The following is an 18,388-nucleotide window of genomic DNA, read 5'->3' as shown; positions in this document are numbered from 1 at the left end:
GCCCCCCGCCCGTATCGAGGTACGTTCGGGCAGGCGGCAGGGCAGGAAGAATCTGGTCAACCCAAAGCATAGGCTTACGTAATGCATCCAACCAGATTGCCACATTTTTCTCCATTGCATTACGAAAAATTTGCAATGACGTACTTGATTGTTAGGTTTACTGCACCTTCACCTTGTAGCCCATTTTGCGAAGCTCCTGGGCTACTTTTTCCTTGAATTTACCCTGGATGAGTATTTCGCCATCTTTAACAGAACCACCTGTTCCACATTTGTTTTTAAGGGTTTTCCCCAGGTCTTTGAGGTCATCTTCCGAGCCCACAAAATCTGCCACTACGGTCATGATCTTGCCTTTGCGGTGGCGGGCATCGAGCAATACCCTGAGTTGTTGATCGCCCGGTTCTGGTGTTTCAATATATTCTTCCTCTGCGCTGGTGTCCACATCGGGATTGGTGGAATAGACCAGGCCGCCTTGTTTGTTTTTGTTTGACATATTGCAAAGTTAGTACGCTTTTTAGAAGATGAAAAAAGTGAATTATAACAATGTTTTCTTGGCACTTGTGTTGGTAAAGTATATTTTTGAATACATAATCACAAAAAAGTTTTTATATGTCAATAATCTGCATGAGCTATGTGGTCAAAATGATATTGTATAAATTTAAATACCATCAATAAAAATGAAAGTATCAATACTACTGATCATATCATTTTTGTCAATCAACATTGCTTTCACGCAATCCGATACTTTAAGAATTTCTCCAACATTAAAAGCAATTGGAAAATACGACAATAACGATAAAGAGCATGGCCAGTGGATTTATTTTTATCTAACCGATTCAATTCAATCTAAAGGAAATTATGTTCATGGTTTGCCAACTGGACAATGGATAAACTTCTACCCTGATGGGAAGAAACACAATGAAGTATACTACAGCAATGGTTTAAAAGAAGGTAAGTTTATAGAATGGGACTATGAAAAGAATGAAATAAGAGAAGTCCATTTTCACAATGATACCTTGAACGGGCTTGCTACTTGGACTCATTTTGAAGGATATAAAATTATCACTGGGGAATACCTAAATGGACTTCAACACGGAACTTGGACATGGTATTATCCAAACGGTCAAATGGAAAGCACAGGAGATTTTATAAATGGGAAAAAAGAAGGGCGTCATTATTGGTTCAATATTGATGGAAGTATAAGAGCGTATGAAGATTACAAAGATGGAGAAGTAATTAAAAATGAATAAATGTTGATAACATGCGTCTAAAAAAATACTAATTCCCGTCAGGTTGCTAGTGTTTTATTTTTTTATAGCACACAAAAAAAGCACGCATTCCCAAAACTCTTAGCTCAACTGCAAATGTGCACCAGTTTAGTGCAAATCTCTAAAACTTTGATTTTGATGCGTATTTGGTGTACTTTTACATCATAAATCTAAAGTTATGGCCAGACAAAGTATTTCATTCACAGAACCTAATGACAAGTGGTTAAAAAGCTTAATCGCTAAAAAGGAATATTCGAGCAAAAGTGAAATCATCAACGATCTGATCCGGCAAGCCAGAAGCCAGCAAAAACAAGTTGATTGGTTAAAACTAAAATTAGAAAGGGCCGAAAAGAGTGGGTTTACTTCCGATTCTAAAGCAGATATTTTGAAGCAGTCCAAAGATTTACTTAATGACCTATAAATTAAGCAATGAAGCCAAAAATGACCTTATTAGAATTCATCAATTTGGCATCACAAAATTCGGAGTAGATCAAGCTGATAAATATTTCAACACCTTTTTCGAATACTTTGATATTATAGCTGAAAGACCATACTCATTTGAATCTGTTGACTACATCAAACCAGGTTATAGGCGTTGTGTATGTGGTTCTGACAGCATTTTTTATAAAATCGAAAACAATGTAGTTGAGATTATGGCCATTATTGGACAGCAAGACATTAACCTTATACTATAAACCTATGTATAGTACCTTTCAGGTTCTGCATGACACTTTAGATTTGGAGTTAAATTCAATCCTCCGCCAACAAACTCAAATCCAAAATAGGCGCGGAATGGGTCAATGCACCCACGGAAATAAAATCAACCCCGGTTTCGGCATAACTCCTAACCGTAGAAAGGTTGATGCCGCCTGAGATTTCCGTTTCCATGCGCTTGTCAATCAATTGCACAGCTTTTTTTGCTTCTTCTACTGTGAAATTATCCAGCATAATGCGATTGGCAACTTCATTCTTCAAGACTTCCCTGACCTCGTCAATATTCCTGGTTTCGATTTCCACCTGCAAATTGGTATTGTTTTCCTGCTGGTATTTTTTCACTGCGTCCAGCGCTTTTGAAATACCACCTGCAAAAGCAATGTGGTTTTCCTTGAGCATGATCATATCGTACAAGCCAAAGCGGTGGTTCTCCCCTCCTCCGTGTAAGACCGCTTGCTTTTGCAATGCACGGAGCAATGGCGTGGTTTTCCGCGTATCCAGGATTTTAACCCCGGTACCTTCCACAGCCTCAACAAATTGGCGGGTCAAACCTGCCACACCGCTCATACGCTGCAAAAAATTCAAGGCCAACCTTTCACCGGCAAGTATTGAACGGGCCGAACCTTTGATCAACATTACCTTGTCTCCATTGGCAACAGGCTCTGCATCTGTTTTTACAGGTTCTATTTCCAAAACAGGATCTACCTGCTTAAATACCTCACATGCCACAGCAATGCCAGACAATACCCCATCTGACTTGGCATAGATAAAAGCTTTTTGATTGGAATTTTCGGGAATACATGCTTTTGCACTGTGGTCGCCCTCTCCAAGGTCTTCGGCAAGTGCAAGGCGAATTAACTCATTTAATTGCATGAAATGGCTTTAATCGTTCTCAAAGCGAATTTCCTGAATCAGGTATTTGTCACCTTTCTGCTTCACATACACGTAGGTGCGGTAATTGGCTCCTCCTGATGAGGCATAATTACCAATTCCATAGTGCGAACCTTCAGCTGAATTGCCCTGATGCACAAACTGAAAGGATTTGGGCGGGTTGCTGTTGAAAAATTTCTTCAAAATCATTTCCGCCTGCGATTTAGAATAGACATCATCGCTGTTTACAATGGTGATTTCAACAGAATTGTCAAAATCGCGCGCCAATTGTGATGCATTGCCTGTTTGCAGCGCAAGCGTAATTTCATCCAATACATCCTGTGCAAAAAGCATTGGTGTATTTATTACAAGCATTAATAGAATCAATATTGCATTTCTGAGTTTCATGTGTTGCATTTTTCAATATAAAGCTAAGATTGTGCCAAATTAAGGAAATCAATGAAAAATTAATTCCTATGCGGGATATTATTTAAATTGGGTTATACAGTTAGGAATCATAATGACATTCAATTTTCAGTGACTAATCCCTGCTGCTAAAATAACCACAAAGTCACAACAACACTATACATGACGGTTTTACAGGAAATAAATTGATGTTTATGTATTGATTAAATTAGCTGATATTCTTCCTTAAAAAGTCTTTGTGCCTCTGAGACTTAATGGCAAAATATCTGCATTTCATCTGTAAACAAAACATTTGGGCTAAAAAAAATGAACAATTCCCCTATTTCAATGTCTGCTGTTTGTACTTTTGAAACACTCAATCTATAATTTTGGCAAATAACAAGATCAATTTGAAAGGGTTTATAATCTGCATATTTAGCATGTGCCTTTTGCTCAGCGCATGTTCTGATATAAAAGTACGTCCACAGGAAGATATTTATTTTTCGATCTCGCCTTTTATAGATAATCTGGCCAATGAGTTGGAGAATAAAAATGCAGCATTATCAAAACAGGCTTTATTAAATGGGAAACAAGACAGTTCACTAATACAGAATGTCAATTGGGAAAATGAACTGAGTATTTTCAAAGAAGCAGAAATCAATAAAACAGCTTACAAAGGGAAAATTGCGGTTGACAGCAATGTAAATAAGCTGGGACAACAAGTTTTAAACTATAAAACTGATGACAAGAAAATCCGTGTCAAAAGCCTGAGTGTCACTAAAGATCAAAATGGCAATATCCAACACATTGAAATAAAAATGGCGACAAAGAATACGCTGTATCATTCAGTACAGCATCTGGAATTGTTCCCTGACAGAGGATTTAATGTATCGGGTGCACAAAACATTATTCAGCTCAGTGCTGATACATTCAGTTTAGAAGGCCGCTTTATCTTCGAATAAACACTACTTCTGTTTCAATTCAGCAAAATATTTATAGAAATAAGGAATGGTTTCTATGCCTTTGTAGAAATTAAAAAGGCCAAAATGCTCATTTGGTGAATGAATGGCATCACTGTCCAGGCCAAAGCCCATTAAAATGGTTTTCAGTCCCAATATCTGCTCAAACAAAGCCACAATAGGGATACTGCCGCCTGAGCGGATTGGAATTGGCGTTTTACCAAAAGTCTTTTCCATTGCTTTTTCTGCGGCTTTGTATGCTTCTGAATCAATAGGAGTGACAGCGGGCAAAGCCCCATGGTGTTTTTCTACTTTTACTTTAACTGAAGCTGGTGCAAGTGATTGAAAATAATTGGTAAATAATTCCGTGATTTCATCATCATTCTGATTTGGTACCAGGCGCATAGAGATTTTAGCATGTGCTTTGGAAGGTAAAACTGTTTTTGCACCTTCTTTGAGATAACCACCCCATATTCCGTTTACATCTAAACTTGGCCTGATAGATGCCCGCTCTAAAGTAGTATATCCTTTTTCTCCGGCAACTGCATCAATATCAAGATGTGCTTTATAATCTTCCAAACTAAAAGGAGCTTCGGACATGGCTTTACGCTCCTGTTCAGCAACTATTTCTACTTTATCGTAAAAGCCGGGAATGGTGATTTTTCCGTCTTTATCTTTTAAACGGGCAATCATATCACAAAGGACATTAATAGGGTTGTCCACCGCACCACCGTAAATACCGGAATGCAGGTCTCGATTAGGGCCTGTTACTTCCACTTCCACATAGCTTAAGCCCCGCAATCCTGTTGTGATGCTTGGATTTTCATTGCTCAATGTGGCCGTATCCGAAATCATAATGACATCGCCATCCAACCGGTCTTTGTTTTCCTTGAGCCATACACCCAAATTAGCAGACCCAACTTCTTCTTCTCCTTCTATCATGAATTTGATGTTGCAAGGCAAATTGCCCTCTTTCTGCATCATTTCAAAAGCCTTGATGTGCATATACATTTGACCTTTGTCATCCGATGCGCCACGGGCATATATTTTATCGTCCTTTATCACAGGCTCAAAGGGTGGTGAGTTCCACAGTTCGTATGGATCGGCAGGTTGTACATCGTAATGTCCGTAAACCAAAACAGTGGGCAGCTCTGGATCTACTATTTTTTCAGCATAAACAATGGGGTATCCCTTGGTGGGTGATACTTCAACCAAATCAGCCCCAGCTTCTTCAAGCTTAGATTTTACAAACTCCGCTGCTTCAAAAACATCGTCCCTGAATTCGGGATCTGCACTCACCGATGGTATTTTAAGGAGTTCTAAAAGTTCTTCTAAAAATCTATCCTTGTTGGATTCTAAATATTCTTTGTACACAGTTTATTTTTTTGCAAAAATAGGAATAGTATGGGAAAAGCTATATGCTGTGATTTAAAAGTATCGTCAGCTTAAAAAATTATTTGCGATATTTGTGTAATAACATTATAATCTAACCATAAATTGAAGAATATTCATATTAACTCCCGATCTATGAATAAAAATATACTTTTCCTAATACTACTCTTTTGCACAAACATCGCATTCTCACAATCATTACCCGGAAGTGGAAATGCTTATGAATATTTAAATGACAATGCATATATAGAAGTTAACCCTTTCCAACAAATTAATTTTCCATTTACAGTTTCGTTCTGGGTTAAAGCATCTGCTCAATCAGGTTATCAAACTATTTTCGCATCTGAATCAATTACATCTGGATATGCTGGCTTTTGGTTAAACATATCTCCTAGCTTTGAAATTGGCATAAGCACTGGTAGCGGTAGTTGCTTTGAACCATATTGCCGAAGAACTATTCAAGCAGATATTCCTCTTTATTATGAGGACAAATGGATTCATTTGGTAGGTATATTTTACTCAATAAATAATGGTGCTCTGTTCTTAAATGGTCAATCTTTAAATTTGAAATACAATGGTAGTGGTCCTTTAAACATGTTATTAACCAATAATCCTGTCGGAACTATTGGTAAAAAGATTAGATATAATTCTTTTTTCGCTCCATTAGTAGGCCAAATGGATGAATTAATTATTTGGAACAGGGCACTATCCCAAAATGAAATCAGGGAGTACATGTGTAAAAAAGTACCAACAAATGCACCCAATTTAGTGGCTTATTACAAATTTGACGAGCCGGATGCCAATGGTCCTGTGATAGATTCAAGCCCTAATGCATACAATGGGACACATGTTAACGGAGGCAGCAGGGGTTTGTCCGGTGCCTATATTGGCGATGAATCCACTTTTGATTATACCTTAAACCAAAACACCCAGCACATCAACAGCCTGGGAGATACGGTCACCATATCCAATACCAGCAACAACGTCAACGGTGTTCAGATTTATACGGTCCTTGATTCACCCAATACTTACAATGGCATTGGCAATGATACTTTCTGCCTGCAAGACCGCTATCACGGGGTATATTTCTCACAGGCCACAGCCAATAATCCTACTGCCGATATATCCATCAGCGGTGGAAACCCACCCTATGGGGGAGTTTACTGGAGGACCGCCAATGACGACCCACTCTGGAAACTGGTTACTGTCGGCCAAACAAGCGGAAACATTATAGATTTTCCAATTGACCAAAACCAGGAGTTAATAATACTGGAAGGATCGCAAATTCCTTATCAATCAGGCCTACCTGCCACTATTAAAACCTGCGATTTTCCTTTTGTCCTGTCTGTTAATGATTTCCCGGGCGGTACGCTTTCCTGGAGCAATGGATCAATAGGTAAAGATGTACAAATCGATTCCCTGGGCACTTATATCCTCAATGCCTATTCAAATTGCGATACATCGAATTTTTCAGATACGGTAGAAGTTATTCAACCTAATGAATACACGGTAATTGATACTTCTGCTCAAGTTTGCCAGGGTGATACTTTTAAATTTTCCGGCAATATTTATACTCAAACAGGATTTTATTCTGATACTGTAGTTTCTTCAAGCTCCTGTGATTCAATATATAATGTTGATTTGCTGGTTATTCCCAATACTCAGCTTAATATATATGACAGTGTTTGTCCTGGGCAGTACTATGTTTTACCTGGAGGTGACTCTGTCAACACAGCAGGATCGTACCCTGATACACTTCTATCAAGTGAAGGATGCGACAGTATTGTAGTTGTAGACCTCAGTATCTTACCCATTTTTTCCGATACTTTAAACATCTCCATATGTGCATTTGAATCTTATACATTGCCAGATGGAAGAGTCGTTGACGAAAGTGGTACTTATATTTCTATGCTTACAAGTATTTTTGGTTGCGACAGCAATGTGGTAAGCATTCTCTCTGTTCCGCAGTACAGCAATTTCGATACCATTTGCCTTGGTGACAATTATATACTTCCCGGTGGAGATACGGTATCCAGTTCAGGTACCTACATTGATACTTTCAGCAGTTCAGGCCTATGCGATAGTACGGTCATTACGCATTTAACTACTCTTGGCCTTCAGATCAGCATCTATGCTGACTCTGTCTTGTGCCATGGCGATAGTTCAGGTGCTGCAATGGTCATAATTGATTCATCTGCCATTCCCCCCTTTGATTATCAATGGAGCAACAATGCCAATGACAGCAGTATTACAAATCTAACAAGTGGAATGTACAGCCTGACCGTTACTGATGCCCATGATTGTTCTGCTGTGGACAGCGTTGAGGTATTCCAACCTGAAACTGTTAGTGTCAATGCTGGTGAAGACGTACTTATTTCGCTGGGTGATAATACATACCTTGAAGTGATCCTATCTGAAGGTGGAAGCCCTCCATATACATATAGCTGGACTCCTGATCGGGGACTTGATAACCAAAGCGGTATAAGGGTTACAGCCAGTCCTGATTCCACAACGGCCTATATTGTCACCCTTATTGACGACAACGGCTGTATTACTACAGATACGGTATTGGTAGAGGTCAATCCCAATTTGTTCATCTTTCCCGAAGGCTTTACACCTAATGGAGACGGGCACAATGATACCTATGAAATACTGATAAGCGAAAATGTGGAGGTAGTGGAGTTCAAAATATACAACCGCTGGGGTGAATTGATCCATTCTGACAATAAAGGAAGATGGAATGGCTACTATAAAGGTGCTTTACAATCTATGGACAATTATCTTTACAGGGCCAAACTAAAATTACCCGATGGCGCTGAAGTGGATGAAGCGGGGGATTTTGTATTAGTAAGGTAGTGGTTTACTATTGAATATATTTGAGTAACAATTTTTCCCTTTTGTCTGCTGGATAATTATTGATTATCCGCTGCCTTGCCTTATGACCAAGTTCCTCAGGCGCGTCCAATGCTTTTTGGATTAATTCAGCTGCTAATTTTGCATCTTTCTTTTTCAGTATAAAACCACAATCAGCTATACTCACCGGAATTCCATTCACATCTGAACCAACTGGAATACAGCCATTTGCCATTGCTTCACAAAGTGTATTGGGTTGTCCTTCACTCAAAGACAATTGAGCAAAAACTTTATGCGCACTTAAATAATCAGGTAATTGATCAAAGGGTACCTTCCCAACCAAATCCACATTTTCGCTTGCTATTCTTTTGGCATACTCCAACATTTCACCACTTAAACCGACAATAGTAAATTTTACATTGGGCAAAAATTTTGCTGTTTCAATTAAAAAATCAAAACCTTTCCTCTTAAAAATTTGCATAGAAGATGCAACTCCTATACTGATGACAGCAGCTTTTCTCTCAATTTCAGGATTTGGTTTCCATTTTTCAGTGTCAAATCCAAATGGGATGTTTTCAAATCTTGCTTTAAGATTGGGAACAAAACTTCTGACTCCAATAGGATACCCTTTTCCACTTGGGTCTGCAAAATAATTTATGCCTTTTTCAAGGCTTGTATCTACAGTTAGAATATAATCTGCCAACTTATAAGACTTTACTGCAAACCAGGTCATGGCATTTTGTTTCCAAAACACCCCGAATTTTATCGAGGGAATAGAAACAGCGTCATACCCTGCTACCACTATGATGTTTTTCTTTCCCATTAACTTCCCAAAAAGTGAAGGGAACAAGGTATGATAACCCACAAACCAGTTGTAGATGATATCACTTTGTGGCACATAGATCAACGATACAAATAATAACTTTATCAGCTCCCAGGAAAGTAAAACAGGGTTTTTGCTGCTTTTAAAATGATGTTTTCTGACTTTGCAATACTTATTCAGAATAGTTTCATCTTTATTAATAAAAGAGGTATCTACTGGAATTACTAAAAAAATTCTTTTCTTCATTTCAAATTTAATACTGTTCAAACATTATAACTCACAACATTAAGACCATGCAAAAGTACATAAAAGCATAATTCTCTTTTTATTCTTCATTAAATTAAGACTTCATCTACAGTGCTTATTTCAAAATGAATAAAATACATGCACAAACAAAACTAAATGGATATTATGAACCCATACAAACTAAAACATTTTTTTATAAATAAATATTTAGTAGATCCAATCACCAAGAATAAATACTATATAACCTACAATTACAAATATAAAACCATGTGGTTTCAAAACTACAAAGTAGCAAGCAGAACAATAAAAAAACATTTCAACAAATACACACCAAATAATAAAGACATATTTAGTTCAGGAATTGATTACATTCCTGCAATGTGTAAAGATTATTTTAAATTTGCCTTTATAAGAGAGCCTTCAGAGAGGTTTATAAGCGCATGGAAAGATAAAGTTCTTCAAAAAAACTATTTTAATTTCAACGTAAAAGAACGCGAAAAATACCAAAATCTTACAGATTTTATCTCATGGGTAGAAAAGCAAGATATTGATCGATGCGATAAACATATACGATCGCAAAATAGTCTAATTGACCTTAATGAAATAGATTTTTTAGGTCGTTTTGAAAACTTCAATAATGACTTCTGTTACTTATGTGAAACAATTGGTCTTCCGATCTCACAACCTGAAAAACTAAATCAAAGTAAAAAAGCAAATATCAATTTCACACCTTCTGAACTCAAAAGAATAAAGAATATTTACTCAAAAGATTATCGCTTTTTCTACCCACACCTAAGTTAACAAATCAATATGGCTTTTTTAAGTAGTTACATGAAGCATAATTGAGTATAGATTTCATGAAACTTTCCTAATCTTTGTACTTTTCATGCCTCTAATAACAAAAATGTGTTACAATGAATTTAATCCTAAAAATTATCTACATCCCTTTTATTAATTTCTTTTTAAGAAATATGATACGGTTATTTTCCAACAAGAAATTAATTTCTGTATCAGGAAAACTCAACCTAAAATATAGAGATGTAACTTTTCACCTATACACTAATCAAACATGCTATGTAACAAAAGTATTGTTTTATGATGGAGTAGAAAATTATGAATTCACACCTATAATTGCTTCACTAATTAAAAAATCAAAGGTGTTTATGGACATAGGTGCTAACATTGGACTATTTTCTGTATTAAGCGCTAAATTAAATCACAATATACAAGCTTACGCATTCGAACCCTCAAGAGGCGCATTACATTATTTGAATAAAAATGTTATTTCAAACAAACTAAATAATGTAAATGTAATTGGAAAAGCTGTGGCAGATATAGATGGTGAGTTAGAATTTCATGATGTTATTAACCCTAAATACCCCTGGCTAAAACACTATCTAAATGGCTCCAACAGTCTCCAAAATAAATATGGTAAAGAAAGAACTGAATCTTATAAAGTACCAACAACAACTTTGGCTAAAGTTGTGGAAGACTATAATATTCAACAAATAGATTTAATTAAATTAGACACTGAATTTACCGAACATATAATTTTAAAAAACAGCTTAGGGGTGCTTAAAAAATTTAGACCTATTCTAATTTCTGAGATTTATACTGAAATTGAAAAAGAGGTACAGCTAATTATTGATGAATTGGAAGATTACAATTGTTATCACATTGATAATAACCATTTATATGAAATAAATAATTTGTATAAAATTGATTCAAATGATGAACGTAACTTCATTTTTTGCCCAAATGAAAAAGTCAATTTGTTAAATGAGTTTCTAAACCAATAGTCAAAGTCAGGCTAACACCTCTCCTCTTTCTTCCCTAACTTTACCCCATGAACATTTTCCTTTGGACACATCCAAGATCTGTTTCTACCGCATTTGAAAGAACCATTGCAGAACGGGGCGACCTCGAAATATTGCACGAACCATTTTCCGACCTCTACTACGGACACGACAAAAAAGCAAAAGCCGTGGGGTTTCAAAGCCAATATGATTTTCCTGCCTCCTACCCCAATATCAAATCGCATCTGCAAAAGCTGTTCAATAATGATATTGACTATTTCATTAAAGACATGGCCTATCATTGTTGGGATTATTTAAAAAATGATACAGCATGGTTGCTTGACACAGCAGCTGTGTTTCTTATCAGGAATCCCAAAACAGCCATAGCCTCACACTATGCAATAAACAAAGATGTACAATGTGATGAAATTGGCTACCAAAAACTCTGGATGCTCTACGAGTTGCTGAGCAATAGTGGCAAAAAACCGTTGCTTTTACTTTCTGAATCGCTGCAGGAAAACCCGGCCATTACCCTCCAGAAATTTGAACAATACTGCAAACTGCCTCCAAAACCAGAAGCACTGCAATGGAAAAAACAAGCCCCCGATTCCTGGAAAAGCTGGGAAGCCTGGCACAAAGATGCCGCTCAATCGAAAAGCATAGAACAAAAAAAGCGCAAGTACAGCGATACCGTTGAAAACAACTCATTATTGCAGCAATACTATGACTACCATCTGCCCTACTATGAAAAATTAAAGTCTGCTGCAGCAAAAGCCGTACATTCATGAGCAAATTCAAAGAACCCGGAAGGCTGGAAAAAAAACTTGGCCTAAGAACCAACCCCACGGTATTCTGGACCTCAGCCCTTTTGATACTCTTTTTTGTTTTACTCACCTTGATCTATCAGGATTCTGTTGAGCAATTTTTCACCGAACTACAGCTCAATATTTCCCAAAAAATGGGCTGGTTCTATATCTTAGCCATTAATTTCATTCTTGTATTTGCAATATACCTCGGGTTCAGCAAATACAAACACATCCGAATTGGCGGACAGGACAGCAAACCTGAATTTTCTTTTTTAAGTTGGTTTGCCATGCTTTTCAATGCAGGAATAGGGCTGGCACTGATGTTTTACAGCATAGCAGAACCCATTTTGCACTATTCCAATCCACCTTATGGCACAGCAGAAACAACAGCTTCAGCTCAGTTGGCAATGGGGCTCACCTTTCTGCACTGGGGGTTTCACGGCTGGGCGGTGTATGCAATTGTAGGTCTTTCAGTTGCTTTTTTTGCATACAACAAGGGAATGCCCCTGAGCATCCGGTCTGTTTTCTATCCCATTATCGGGGAAAGGATATATACCTGGATAGGCGACCTGATTGACATAATAGCAGTTGTCGCCACTTTATTCGGGCTGGCCACGACACTTGGGCTGGGCATCAAACACATCAGTGCCGGTTTGTTTTATCTTTTCGACTGGCCACAAACCCCCGAATTTCAGGTTTTCCTGATTATGCTGATCACCCTCTTTGCAACAATCTCTGTAGTGTTGGGACTTCAGCATGGTATTCGCAGATTGAGTATTCTTAGCAGTGGGCTAATTTTAGTGCTGATGTTATTTATGCTTATTGCAGGCCCCACACTGTTTATCGTAAATTCTTTTGTTCAGAACCTGGGTTTTTACCTGCAAAACCTCCCCGAGCTCGGAACTTGGTCAGCAGTTTATACACCCGGTGACTGGCAGGCAGGATGGACTATTTTTTACTGGGGTTGGTGGTTTGCCTGGGCGCCATTTGTCGGGATTTTTATTGCCCGGATTTCGAGAGGGCGAAACATCAGGGAATTTATTTTTGGAGTATTGCTGGCTCCCACACTGGCTGTTTTCGTCTGGATCACTGTTTTTGGAAGCACTGCTTTGCACGAAGAACTCTATGGAGCAGGTGGCATTGTAAAAGCTGTCAATGCCAATCTCTCAACTTCCATGTATGTTCTACTTGAAAGATTCCCATTACAGGGCATTAGTTCCGTATTTGTGATCCTGGCCGGGGTCATATTTTTTGTTACCTCTTCGGACAGTGGTTCACTGGTAGTGGATTTTATAACCACCGGAGGGCAGCACAACCCACCAAAAAGACAGCGTATATTCTGGGCACTGATAGAGGGTATAGTAGCTTCTGTACTGGTGCTTGGCGGAGGGCTTATCGCCCTACAAACAGGCTCACTCGCCACAGGCGTACCCGTTGCTATTGTTTTGCTTTTTGTGTGTTTTGGACTGAAAAAGGGATTTGATGAGTATCTTAAAAATGGTAGCTGATAGGGTGTTCAAACTTATTTTTGGATAGAAATTTTCGAACACATTTCGAGCATACGACAAAACTCCGTTTCAGTAATATTTCCCGTTTTTATATGGGATATGCAAACAGCGTAGCAAAGTTTATCCGGTGGTATTTTGCCGTGGGGTATAGATGCTTGGAGATGTTGTAAACAGTAATGGCATTGAGCAATTGAGCCATAAAACAAGCATAAACGGAGTGGCCATTGCGACTTTGTCCGAAGCACAGCAATCGGAAAATTTTTTCAAAATTTTCCGCAAATTGCGTAGTGAGTTTAGTCGCAATAACGCAGTGTTGCGTAGCTTTTATGAGTTCAATTGGTCGCAGCCTTGAATTTTTTGGTACTTTTTTTTCAAGAAAAAAGTACGGATAAAATACCAAGAGGCTTATTTTAGTTGGAAACTGGATAAAGCAAACAAGAATATAAATTCAAGCATACAGGTCAAAATGCTTTTATAGAGATAAAATGGTTGGTAAATGATAAAACCTGGAAAATTGTCGTATATCCCACACTCCAGCTTAAATCAATAATTGTAGAAAGTTTTTTAAAGTTCTGAAACCAAGCAAATGCTTAAATAACCAAATGCCCAAATATTATCAGCCTCCAATTTGCTGCTTCAGCATCTTCACCTGGTTTTCCCAAAGCAGTTTTTGATCTTCCACATCATAATCCGGAGCAAAATCCGTGATGTATAATATGGTGTCGCGAGTAATCTCTGATTTGCCAATTCTGAACTCGAAATACTCTTCTTCATCCTGGTATTCCCATCTGTAGCGTACAAAAACATTTTCTTCGGAATCAATTATGTAAGCTACATCTTCAGCACCTTCCCAGGAAAAAGTACATTCATCCTCATTGATATCTACATCATCTGCAAACCACTGTGCCAAACCCGAAGGAGTAGTTAAAAAATCATACAATATTCCTGGTGATGATTTAACATCAAACTCCATTTCAAATTTTACACTTTTATTTCCCATCTGGATTTTTTCTGTTTATTTTTTGTTAGCGGTGCCCAATTTAATTTTAATCCCCTAATTCGCAAAATTAAATTAGCTCACTTGTTAGAAAACTCTGCAATTTGTGGAAAAAACAAGCGCTTTTAGCATAAACACACCCAATTTTTCCAGGACGATTAATATTCATAATAATTGAAAATCACCTACCTTTGCAGCCTGAAACTCAAAAATCCAGAAATAAACGCGCGTTATGACCGATACTTACCAAACCGAACTGAACAAATGGATTGCTAAGGAAAAATTAGCCATGGAACTCATGCACGTAGTCAGCGGACTATGGCTTGATCATTCCATAGAGCTGATTATTTTCCGCAGAAAAATTATCGACAACAGTGTTTCTACTATTCTAAATGACCACCTCTATGCCAGGCGCTATATTAATTTACCACTGAGTATAGATATTTCACTGAAATTAGCCAAAGCAATCCGAGAAATCGGAGAGCAGCTTGCCCCCTCAAAAATTGACCTCGGAAAACTTAGCGCAGAATGGTTGGAGGAAAAAGACCAGTACAATTCTGAAAAAGAATTTATTGCCGATAAATTAAAAAACCTGGGGAATGGAAATTTTAAATTGCAGCCCAAGGATGTTGTGTTATACGGTTTTGGAAGAATCGGACGACTTGCTGCACGTATTTTAATTGCCGAAGCAGGAAAAGGGGAACAATTAAGACTTAAAGCAATAGTCACCCGCAGCAATTCTGATGAAGACATTCTGAAAAGGGCCAATTTGCTGAGAAAAGATTCCATTCACGGCAAAATGGCTGGAACCATTATAGAAGATTTAGAACAAAAAACACTGGTCATTAATGGCCAGCGCGTACATATGATAGCGGCCAATGATCCTTCTGAAATAGATTATACCAAATATGAGATCAACAATGCCCTGTTGATTGACAATACCGGGGTATGGCGCGACAGAGCAGGACTTGGCCAGCACTTAAAATCCAAAGGAATAGAAAAGGTGCTCTTTACAGCTCCCGGAAAAGATTTGCCCGATATTGTATATGGTGTAAACAATGAAGTAGCAGAAAACAGGGATGAGAATATTTATACAGCAGCATCCTGCACCACCAATTGCATAGCGCCTGTTTTAAAAGTAATTGAAGATGAAATAGGCATTGAAAAAGGACATGTGGAAACGGTACATTCCTACACCAATGATCAAAATTTACTCGATAATTATCACAAGAAATACCGCAGGGGAAAATCAGCACCGCTGAATATGGTCATTACCTCTACAGGTGCCGCAAAAGCAGTAGCCAAAGTTTTGCCCGTATTAAAAGGAAAACTTACCGGGAATGCAGTCCGGGTTCCAACACCCAATGTTTCCCTGGCCATTCTAAATCTTGAATTAAAACAAAATACCAGCAAGGAAGCCATCAATCAGTTGTTGAGAAAAGCTTCTATGGAAGGTGATTTGGTAGAACAAATTGATTTTTCGACATCCAATGAACTTGTTTCGACCGATGTAGTGGGCAATCCCCACGCTGCTGTTGTCGATTCCCCTTCAACAATCGTTTCAGAAGACGGAAAAAATATTGTACTCTACGCCTGGTACGACAATGAATACGGCTACACGCGCCAGGTTATTCGCCTGGCCAAACTTATTGCAGGTGTCATTCGTTTGAGATACTATTGAAATGGTATTAAATTGATAACAAAGCTAAATGCACTAACTTTGAACGATGGGCATGAATATTCAAAATACAAAAATCGAACTAATCCAGTGGTTGACTACAGTGGAAGATAGCTCATTACTCCAAAAAATACTTGACATTAAAAGTACAGAATCCAAAGATTGGTGGAATGAAATCTCTGAAACTGAAAAAAAATCAATCCAAAAGGGAGTATCAGATGCAGATAAAGAAAATTTAAAACCACATTCAGAAGCCAGGAAAATTTATGGAAAGTGGTTATAAAATTCTATGGACGGATCACGCGCTAAAAGAACTTGATGCCGCATATGGATATTTACAAGAAAATTTTACCGAAAAAGAACTGCACAAATTATCAATCGAAATTGACCGGATTTTGAATTTAATATCAAAGAATCCAACTTTATTCCCAATATCAGAATCTCAAAAAATCAGAAAAGTGCCAGTTAGAAAATTCAATACCATATACTATCGCGAAAGGAAAAACACAATTCAGATTTTATCATTCTTTTTAAACAGACAAAATCCTGATAACAAAAAAATATAAAAATGCAACTTTACTAATTTGAATCTTGTAGCTTAGTTATCCATCAAAATTGGTGCATTCAAACAAATTCCAGGATAATTTTTACAAAAAAACTTCGAAACAAAACAAATTAAATAATTTTAAAAATCTAAAAACAAATGTTTGAAAATCTCAGCGATCGCTTAGAAGGAGCATTCAAAACATTAAAGGGACAGGGGCAAATTACCGAAATCAATATCGCTACTTCATTGAAAGAAGTGAGAAGAGCACTGGTAGATGCCGATGTCAACTATAAAATAGCAAAGGAATTTACCAGCACGGTAAAGGAAAAGGCCATGGGCCAGAAAGTGCTTACCGCAGTTTCCCCCAGCCAATTGATGGTAAAAATCGTGCAGGACCAGCTCACCGAACTGATGGGCGGTACCCATGAGGAAATCGACCTGAGTGGCGATCCCAGCATTATCCTTATTGCCGGATTACAGGGTTCCGGTAAAACAACATTTTCCGGCAAACTGGCAAAATTCCTAAAAAGCAAAAAAAGCAAAAACCCATTGCTCGTGGCCGGTGACGTTTATCGTCCGGCAGCCATTGACCAGTTGAAAGTCCTGGGCGAACAGGTAGGCGTGGAAGTCTATACCGAAGAAGGCAATAAAAACCCGGTGGAAATTGCACAAAATGCCATTGCGCATGCCAAACAAAACGGCAACAATGTGGTAATCATTGATACTGCCGGTCGTCTGGCCATTGATGAAAAAATGATGACTGAAATTTCAGAGGTAAAAAAACACACCAACCCCAATGAGATTTTATTCGTGGTAGATGCCATGACCGGTCAGGATGCGGTGAATACTGCCAAAGCATTTAATGAAAGATTGGATTACGATGGAGTGGTACTCACCAAATTAGATGGTGATACGCGTGGTGGTGCAGCGCTCACGATTAAATATGTGGTGGATAAACCCATCAAATTTGTGGGTACGGGCGAAAAACCCGAAGCGCTGGATGTCTTTCACCCCGATCGGATGGCACAGCGTATATTGGGAATGGGTGATATCGTGTCCTTTGTGGAACGCGCCCAGGAACAGTACGATGAAAAACAAGCTGCCAAACTTCAAAAGAAGATCAGCAAAAACCAGTTTGATTTCAATGACTTTATTAGTCAATTGAACCAAATAAAAAAGATGGGAAATATCAAAGACCTGATGGCCATGATTCCCGGAGTGGGAAAAGCCATCAAGGACATTGATATTGATGATGATGCATTCAACAAAATAGAAGCCATTATTTATTCCATGACACCGGAAGAGCGATCCAACCCCGACCTGATGGACGGCAAGCGCAGAAAGCGAATTGCTAACGGCAGTGGCAATAGCATTCAGGAAGTCAATCAGTTTCTCAAACAATTCGAGCAAATGAAAAAAATGATGCGCAACATGTCCAAAATGCAGGGCATGGGCAAATCATTGGGCGGAGGAATGCCTTTTATGAAGAACTAATCCACTTTAAAATTTCGCTTTTATAAATTATAAGC

The 18,388-nt window shown here is 38.2% G+C and carries 19 protein-coding genes; 13 read left to right on the top strand and 6 right to left on the bottom strand.

All coding sequences use genetic code 11. From position 1 onward, the window contains the following. Window positions 1–157: 157 nt before the first annotated feature. Window positions 158–490, bottom strand: coding sequence for a translation initiation factor (locus tag WD048_11625; GenBank protein ID MEX0812856.1), 333 nt, complete (start codon window positions 488–490; stop codon window positions 158–160). A 184-nt stretch (window positions 491–674) separates the two neighbouring features. On the opposite strand from WD048_11625, the gene WD048_11620 reads away from it, so the two are divergent. The 3 genes from WD048_11620 (at window position 675) to WD048_11610 (ending at window position 1,960) form a co-directional block, all read left to right on the top strand. Then, entirely contained in the window at window positions 675–1,247 is a 573-nt protein-coding gene (locus WD048_11620) for a hypothetical protein (GenBank protein ID MEX0812855.1), read from the top strand. A 196-nt stretch (window positions 1,248–1,443) separates the two neighbouring features. Further along, a complete protein-coding gene (locus WD048_11615) occupies window positions 1,444–1,686 on the top strand; it encodes a hypothetical protein (protein ID MEX0812854.1) in 243 nt (80 codons plus the stop codon). Continuing rightward, entirely contained in the window at window positions 1,676–1,960 is a 285-nt protein-coding gene (locus tag WD048_11610) for a type II toxin-antitoxin system RelE/ParE family toxin (protein ID MEX0812853.1), read from the top strand. The genes WD048_11615 and WD048_11610 overlap by 11 nt, the downstream gene beginning before the upstream one ends. Window positions 1,961–2,015: 55 nt before the next feature. Here the strand turns inward: WD048_11610 and nadC are convergent, their stop codons facing one another. Then, a complete protein-coding gene (gene nadC, locus WD048_11605) occupies window positions 2,016–2,852 on the bottom strand; it encodes a carboxylating nicotinate-nucleotide diphosphorylase (protein MEX0812852.1) in 837 nt (278 codons plus the stop codon). A 9-nt stretch (window positions 2,853–2,861) separates the two neighbouring features. Then, a complete protein-coding gene (locus WD048_11600) occupies window positions 2,862–3,257 on the bottom strand; it encodes a DUF4783 domain-containing protein (GenBank protein ID MEX0812851.1) in 396 nt (131 codons plus the stop codon). A 386-nt stretch (window positions 3,258–3,643) separates the two neighbouring features. On the opposite strand from WD048_11600, the gene WD048_11595 reads away from it, so the two are divergent. Next, entirely contained in the window at window positions 3,644–4,216 is a 573-nt protein-coding gene (locus tag WD048_11595; protein MEX0812850.1) for a hypothetical protein, read from the top strand. A 3-nt stretch (window positions 4,217–4,219) separates the two neighbouring features. Here the strand turns inward: WD048_11595 and WD048_11590 are convergent, their stop codons facing one another. Then, window positions 4,220–5,587 (bottom strand): dipeptidase, encoded by a 1,368-nt coding sequence (locus WD048_11590; GenBank protein MEX0812849.1) that lies wholly within the window; start codon window positions 5,585–5,587, stop codon window positions 4,220–4,222. 153 nt (window positions 5,588–5,740) lie between these two features. On the opposite strand from WD048_11590, the gene WD048_11585 reads away from it, so the two are divergent. Further along, a complete protein-coding gene (locus WD048_11585; GenBank protein MEX0812848.1) occupies window positions 5,741–8,461 on the top strand; it encodes a LamG-like jellyroll fold domain-containing protein in 2,721 nt (906 codons plus the stop codon). 7 nt (window positions 8,462–8,468) lie between these two features. Here WD048_11585 and WD048_11580 read toward each other — a convergent pair whose 3' ends face one another. Beyond that, window positions 8,469–9,527 (bottom strand): glycosyltransferase family 4 protein, encoded by a 1,059-nt coding sequence (locus WD048_11580; protein MEX0812847.1) that lies wholly within the window; start codon window positions 9,525–9,527, stop codon window positions 8,469–8,471. Window positions 9,528–9,692: 165 nt separating this feature from the next. Between WD048_11580 and WD048_11575 the strand changes: the two genes are divergently transcribed. From WD048_11575 to WD048_11560, 4 genes are all read left to right on the top strand, one after another. Then, window positions 9,693–10,328 (top strand): sulfotransferase family 2 domain-containing protein, encoded by a 636-nt coding sequence (locus tag WD048_11575; GenBank protein MEX0812846.1) that lies wholly within the window; start codon window positions 9,693–9,695, stop codon window positions 10,326–10,328. Between the two features lie 113 nt (window positions 10,329–10,441). Next, window positions 10,442–11,326, top strand: a complete 885-nt coding sequence (locus tag WD048_11570; GenBank protein MEX0812845.1) for an FkbM family methyltransferase — start codon at window positions 10,442–10,444, stop codon at window positions 11,324–11,326. Between the two features lie 47 nt (window positions 11,327–11,373). Continuing rightward, on the top strand, window positions 11,374–12,111 hold the full coding sequence (locus WD048_11565; GenBank protein ID MEX0812844.1) for a hypothetical protein: 738 nt from the start codon (window positions 11,374–11,376) through the stop codon (window positions 12,109–12,111). Then, window positions 12,108–13,637 (top strand): BCCT family transporter, encoded by a 1,530-nt coding sequence (locus tag WD048_11560; protein ID MEX0812843.1) that lies wholly within the window; start codon window positions 12,108–12,110, stop codon window positions 13,635–13,637. Before WD048_11565 ends, WD048_11560 begins: the two co-directional genes overlap by 4 nt. A gap of 616 nt (window positions 13,638–14,253) precedes the next feature. On the opposite strand, the gene WD048_11555 is transcribed toward WD048_11560, so the two are convergent. Continuing rightward, on the bottom strand, window positions 14,254–14,637 hold the full coding sequence (locus WD048_11555; GenBank protein ID MEX0812842.1) for an START-like domain-containing protein: 384 nt from the start codon (window positions 14,635–14,637) through the stop codon (window positions 14,254–14,256). 229 nt (window positions 14,638–14,866) lie between these two features. Here WD048_11555 and WD048_11550 point away from each other — a divergent pair, with 229 nt between their 5' ends. From WD048_11550 to ffh, 4 genes are all read left to right on the top strand, one after another. Beyond that, complete coding sequence (locus tag WD048_11550) at window positions 14,867–16,315, top strand: glyceraldehyde-3-phosphate dehydrogenase (GenBank protein ID MEX0812841.1); 1,449 nt, start codon at window positions 14,867–14,869, stop codon at window positions 16,313–16,315. Window positions 16,316–16,367: 52 nt separating this feature from the next. Beyond that, the gene (locus tag WD048_11545) at window positions 16,368–16,595 is read left to right on the top strand and encodes a hypothetical protein (GenBank protein MEX0812840.1); all 228 of its coding nucleotides are present in this window, start codon (window positions 16,368–16,370) and stop codon (window positions 16,593–16,595) included. Then, window positions 16,579–16,878 carry a hypothetical protein gene (locus WD048_11540; GenBank protein MEX0812839.1) on the top strand — a complete coding sequence of 100 codons (300 nt, stop codon included), beginning with the start codon at window positions 16,579–16,581 and terminating at the stop codon, window positions 16,876–16,878. Before WD048_11545 ends, WD048_11540 begins: the two co-directional genes overlap by 17 nt. A gap of 137 nt (window positions 16,879–17,015) precedes the next feature. After that, window positions 17,016–18,353: a signal recognition particle protein gene (ffh, locus tag WD048_11535; GenBank protein ID MEX0812838.1), complete on the top strand. Its 1,338-nt coding sequence runs from the start codon at window positions 17,016–17,018 to the stop codon at window positions 18,351–18,353. The last annotated feature ends 35 nt before the right edge of the window (window positions 18,354–18,388 follow it).

This window comes from Chitinophagales bacterium (assembly GCA_040877935.1).
Lineage (GTDB): Bacteria > Bacteroidota > Bacteroidia > Chitinophagales > CAIOSU01 > JBBDNB01.
This window is presented reverse-complemented; position numbering and strand designations above follow the sequence as displayed.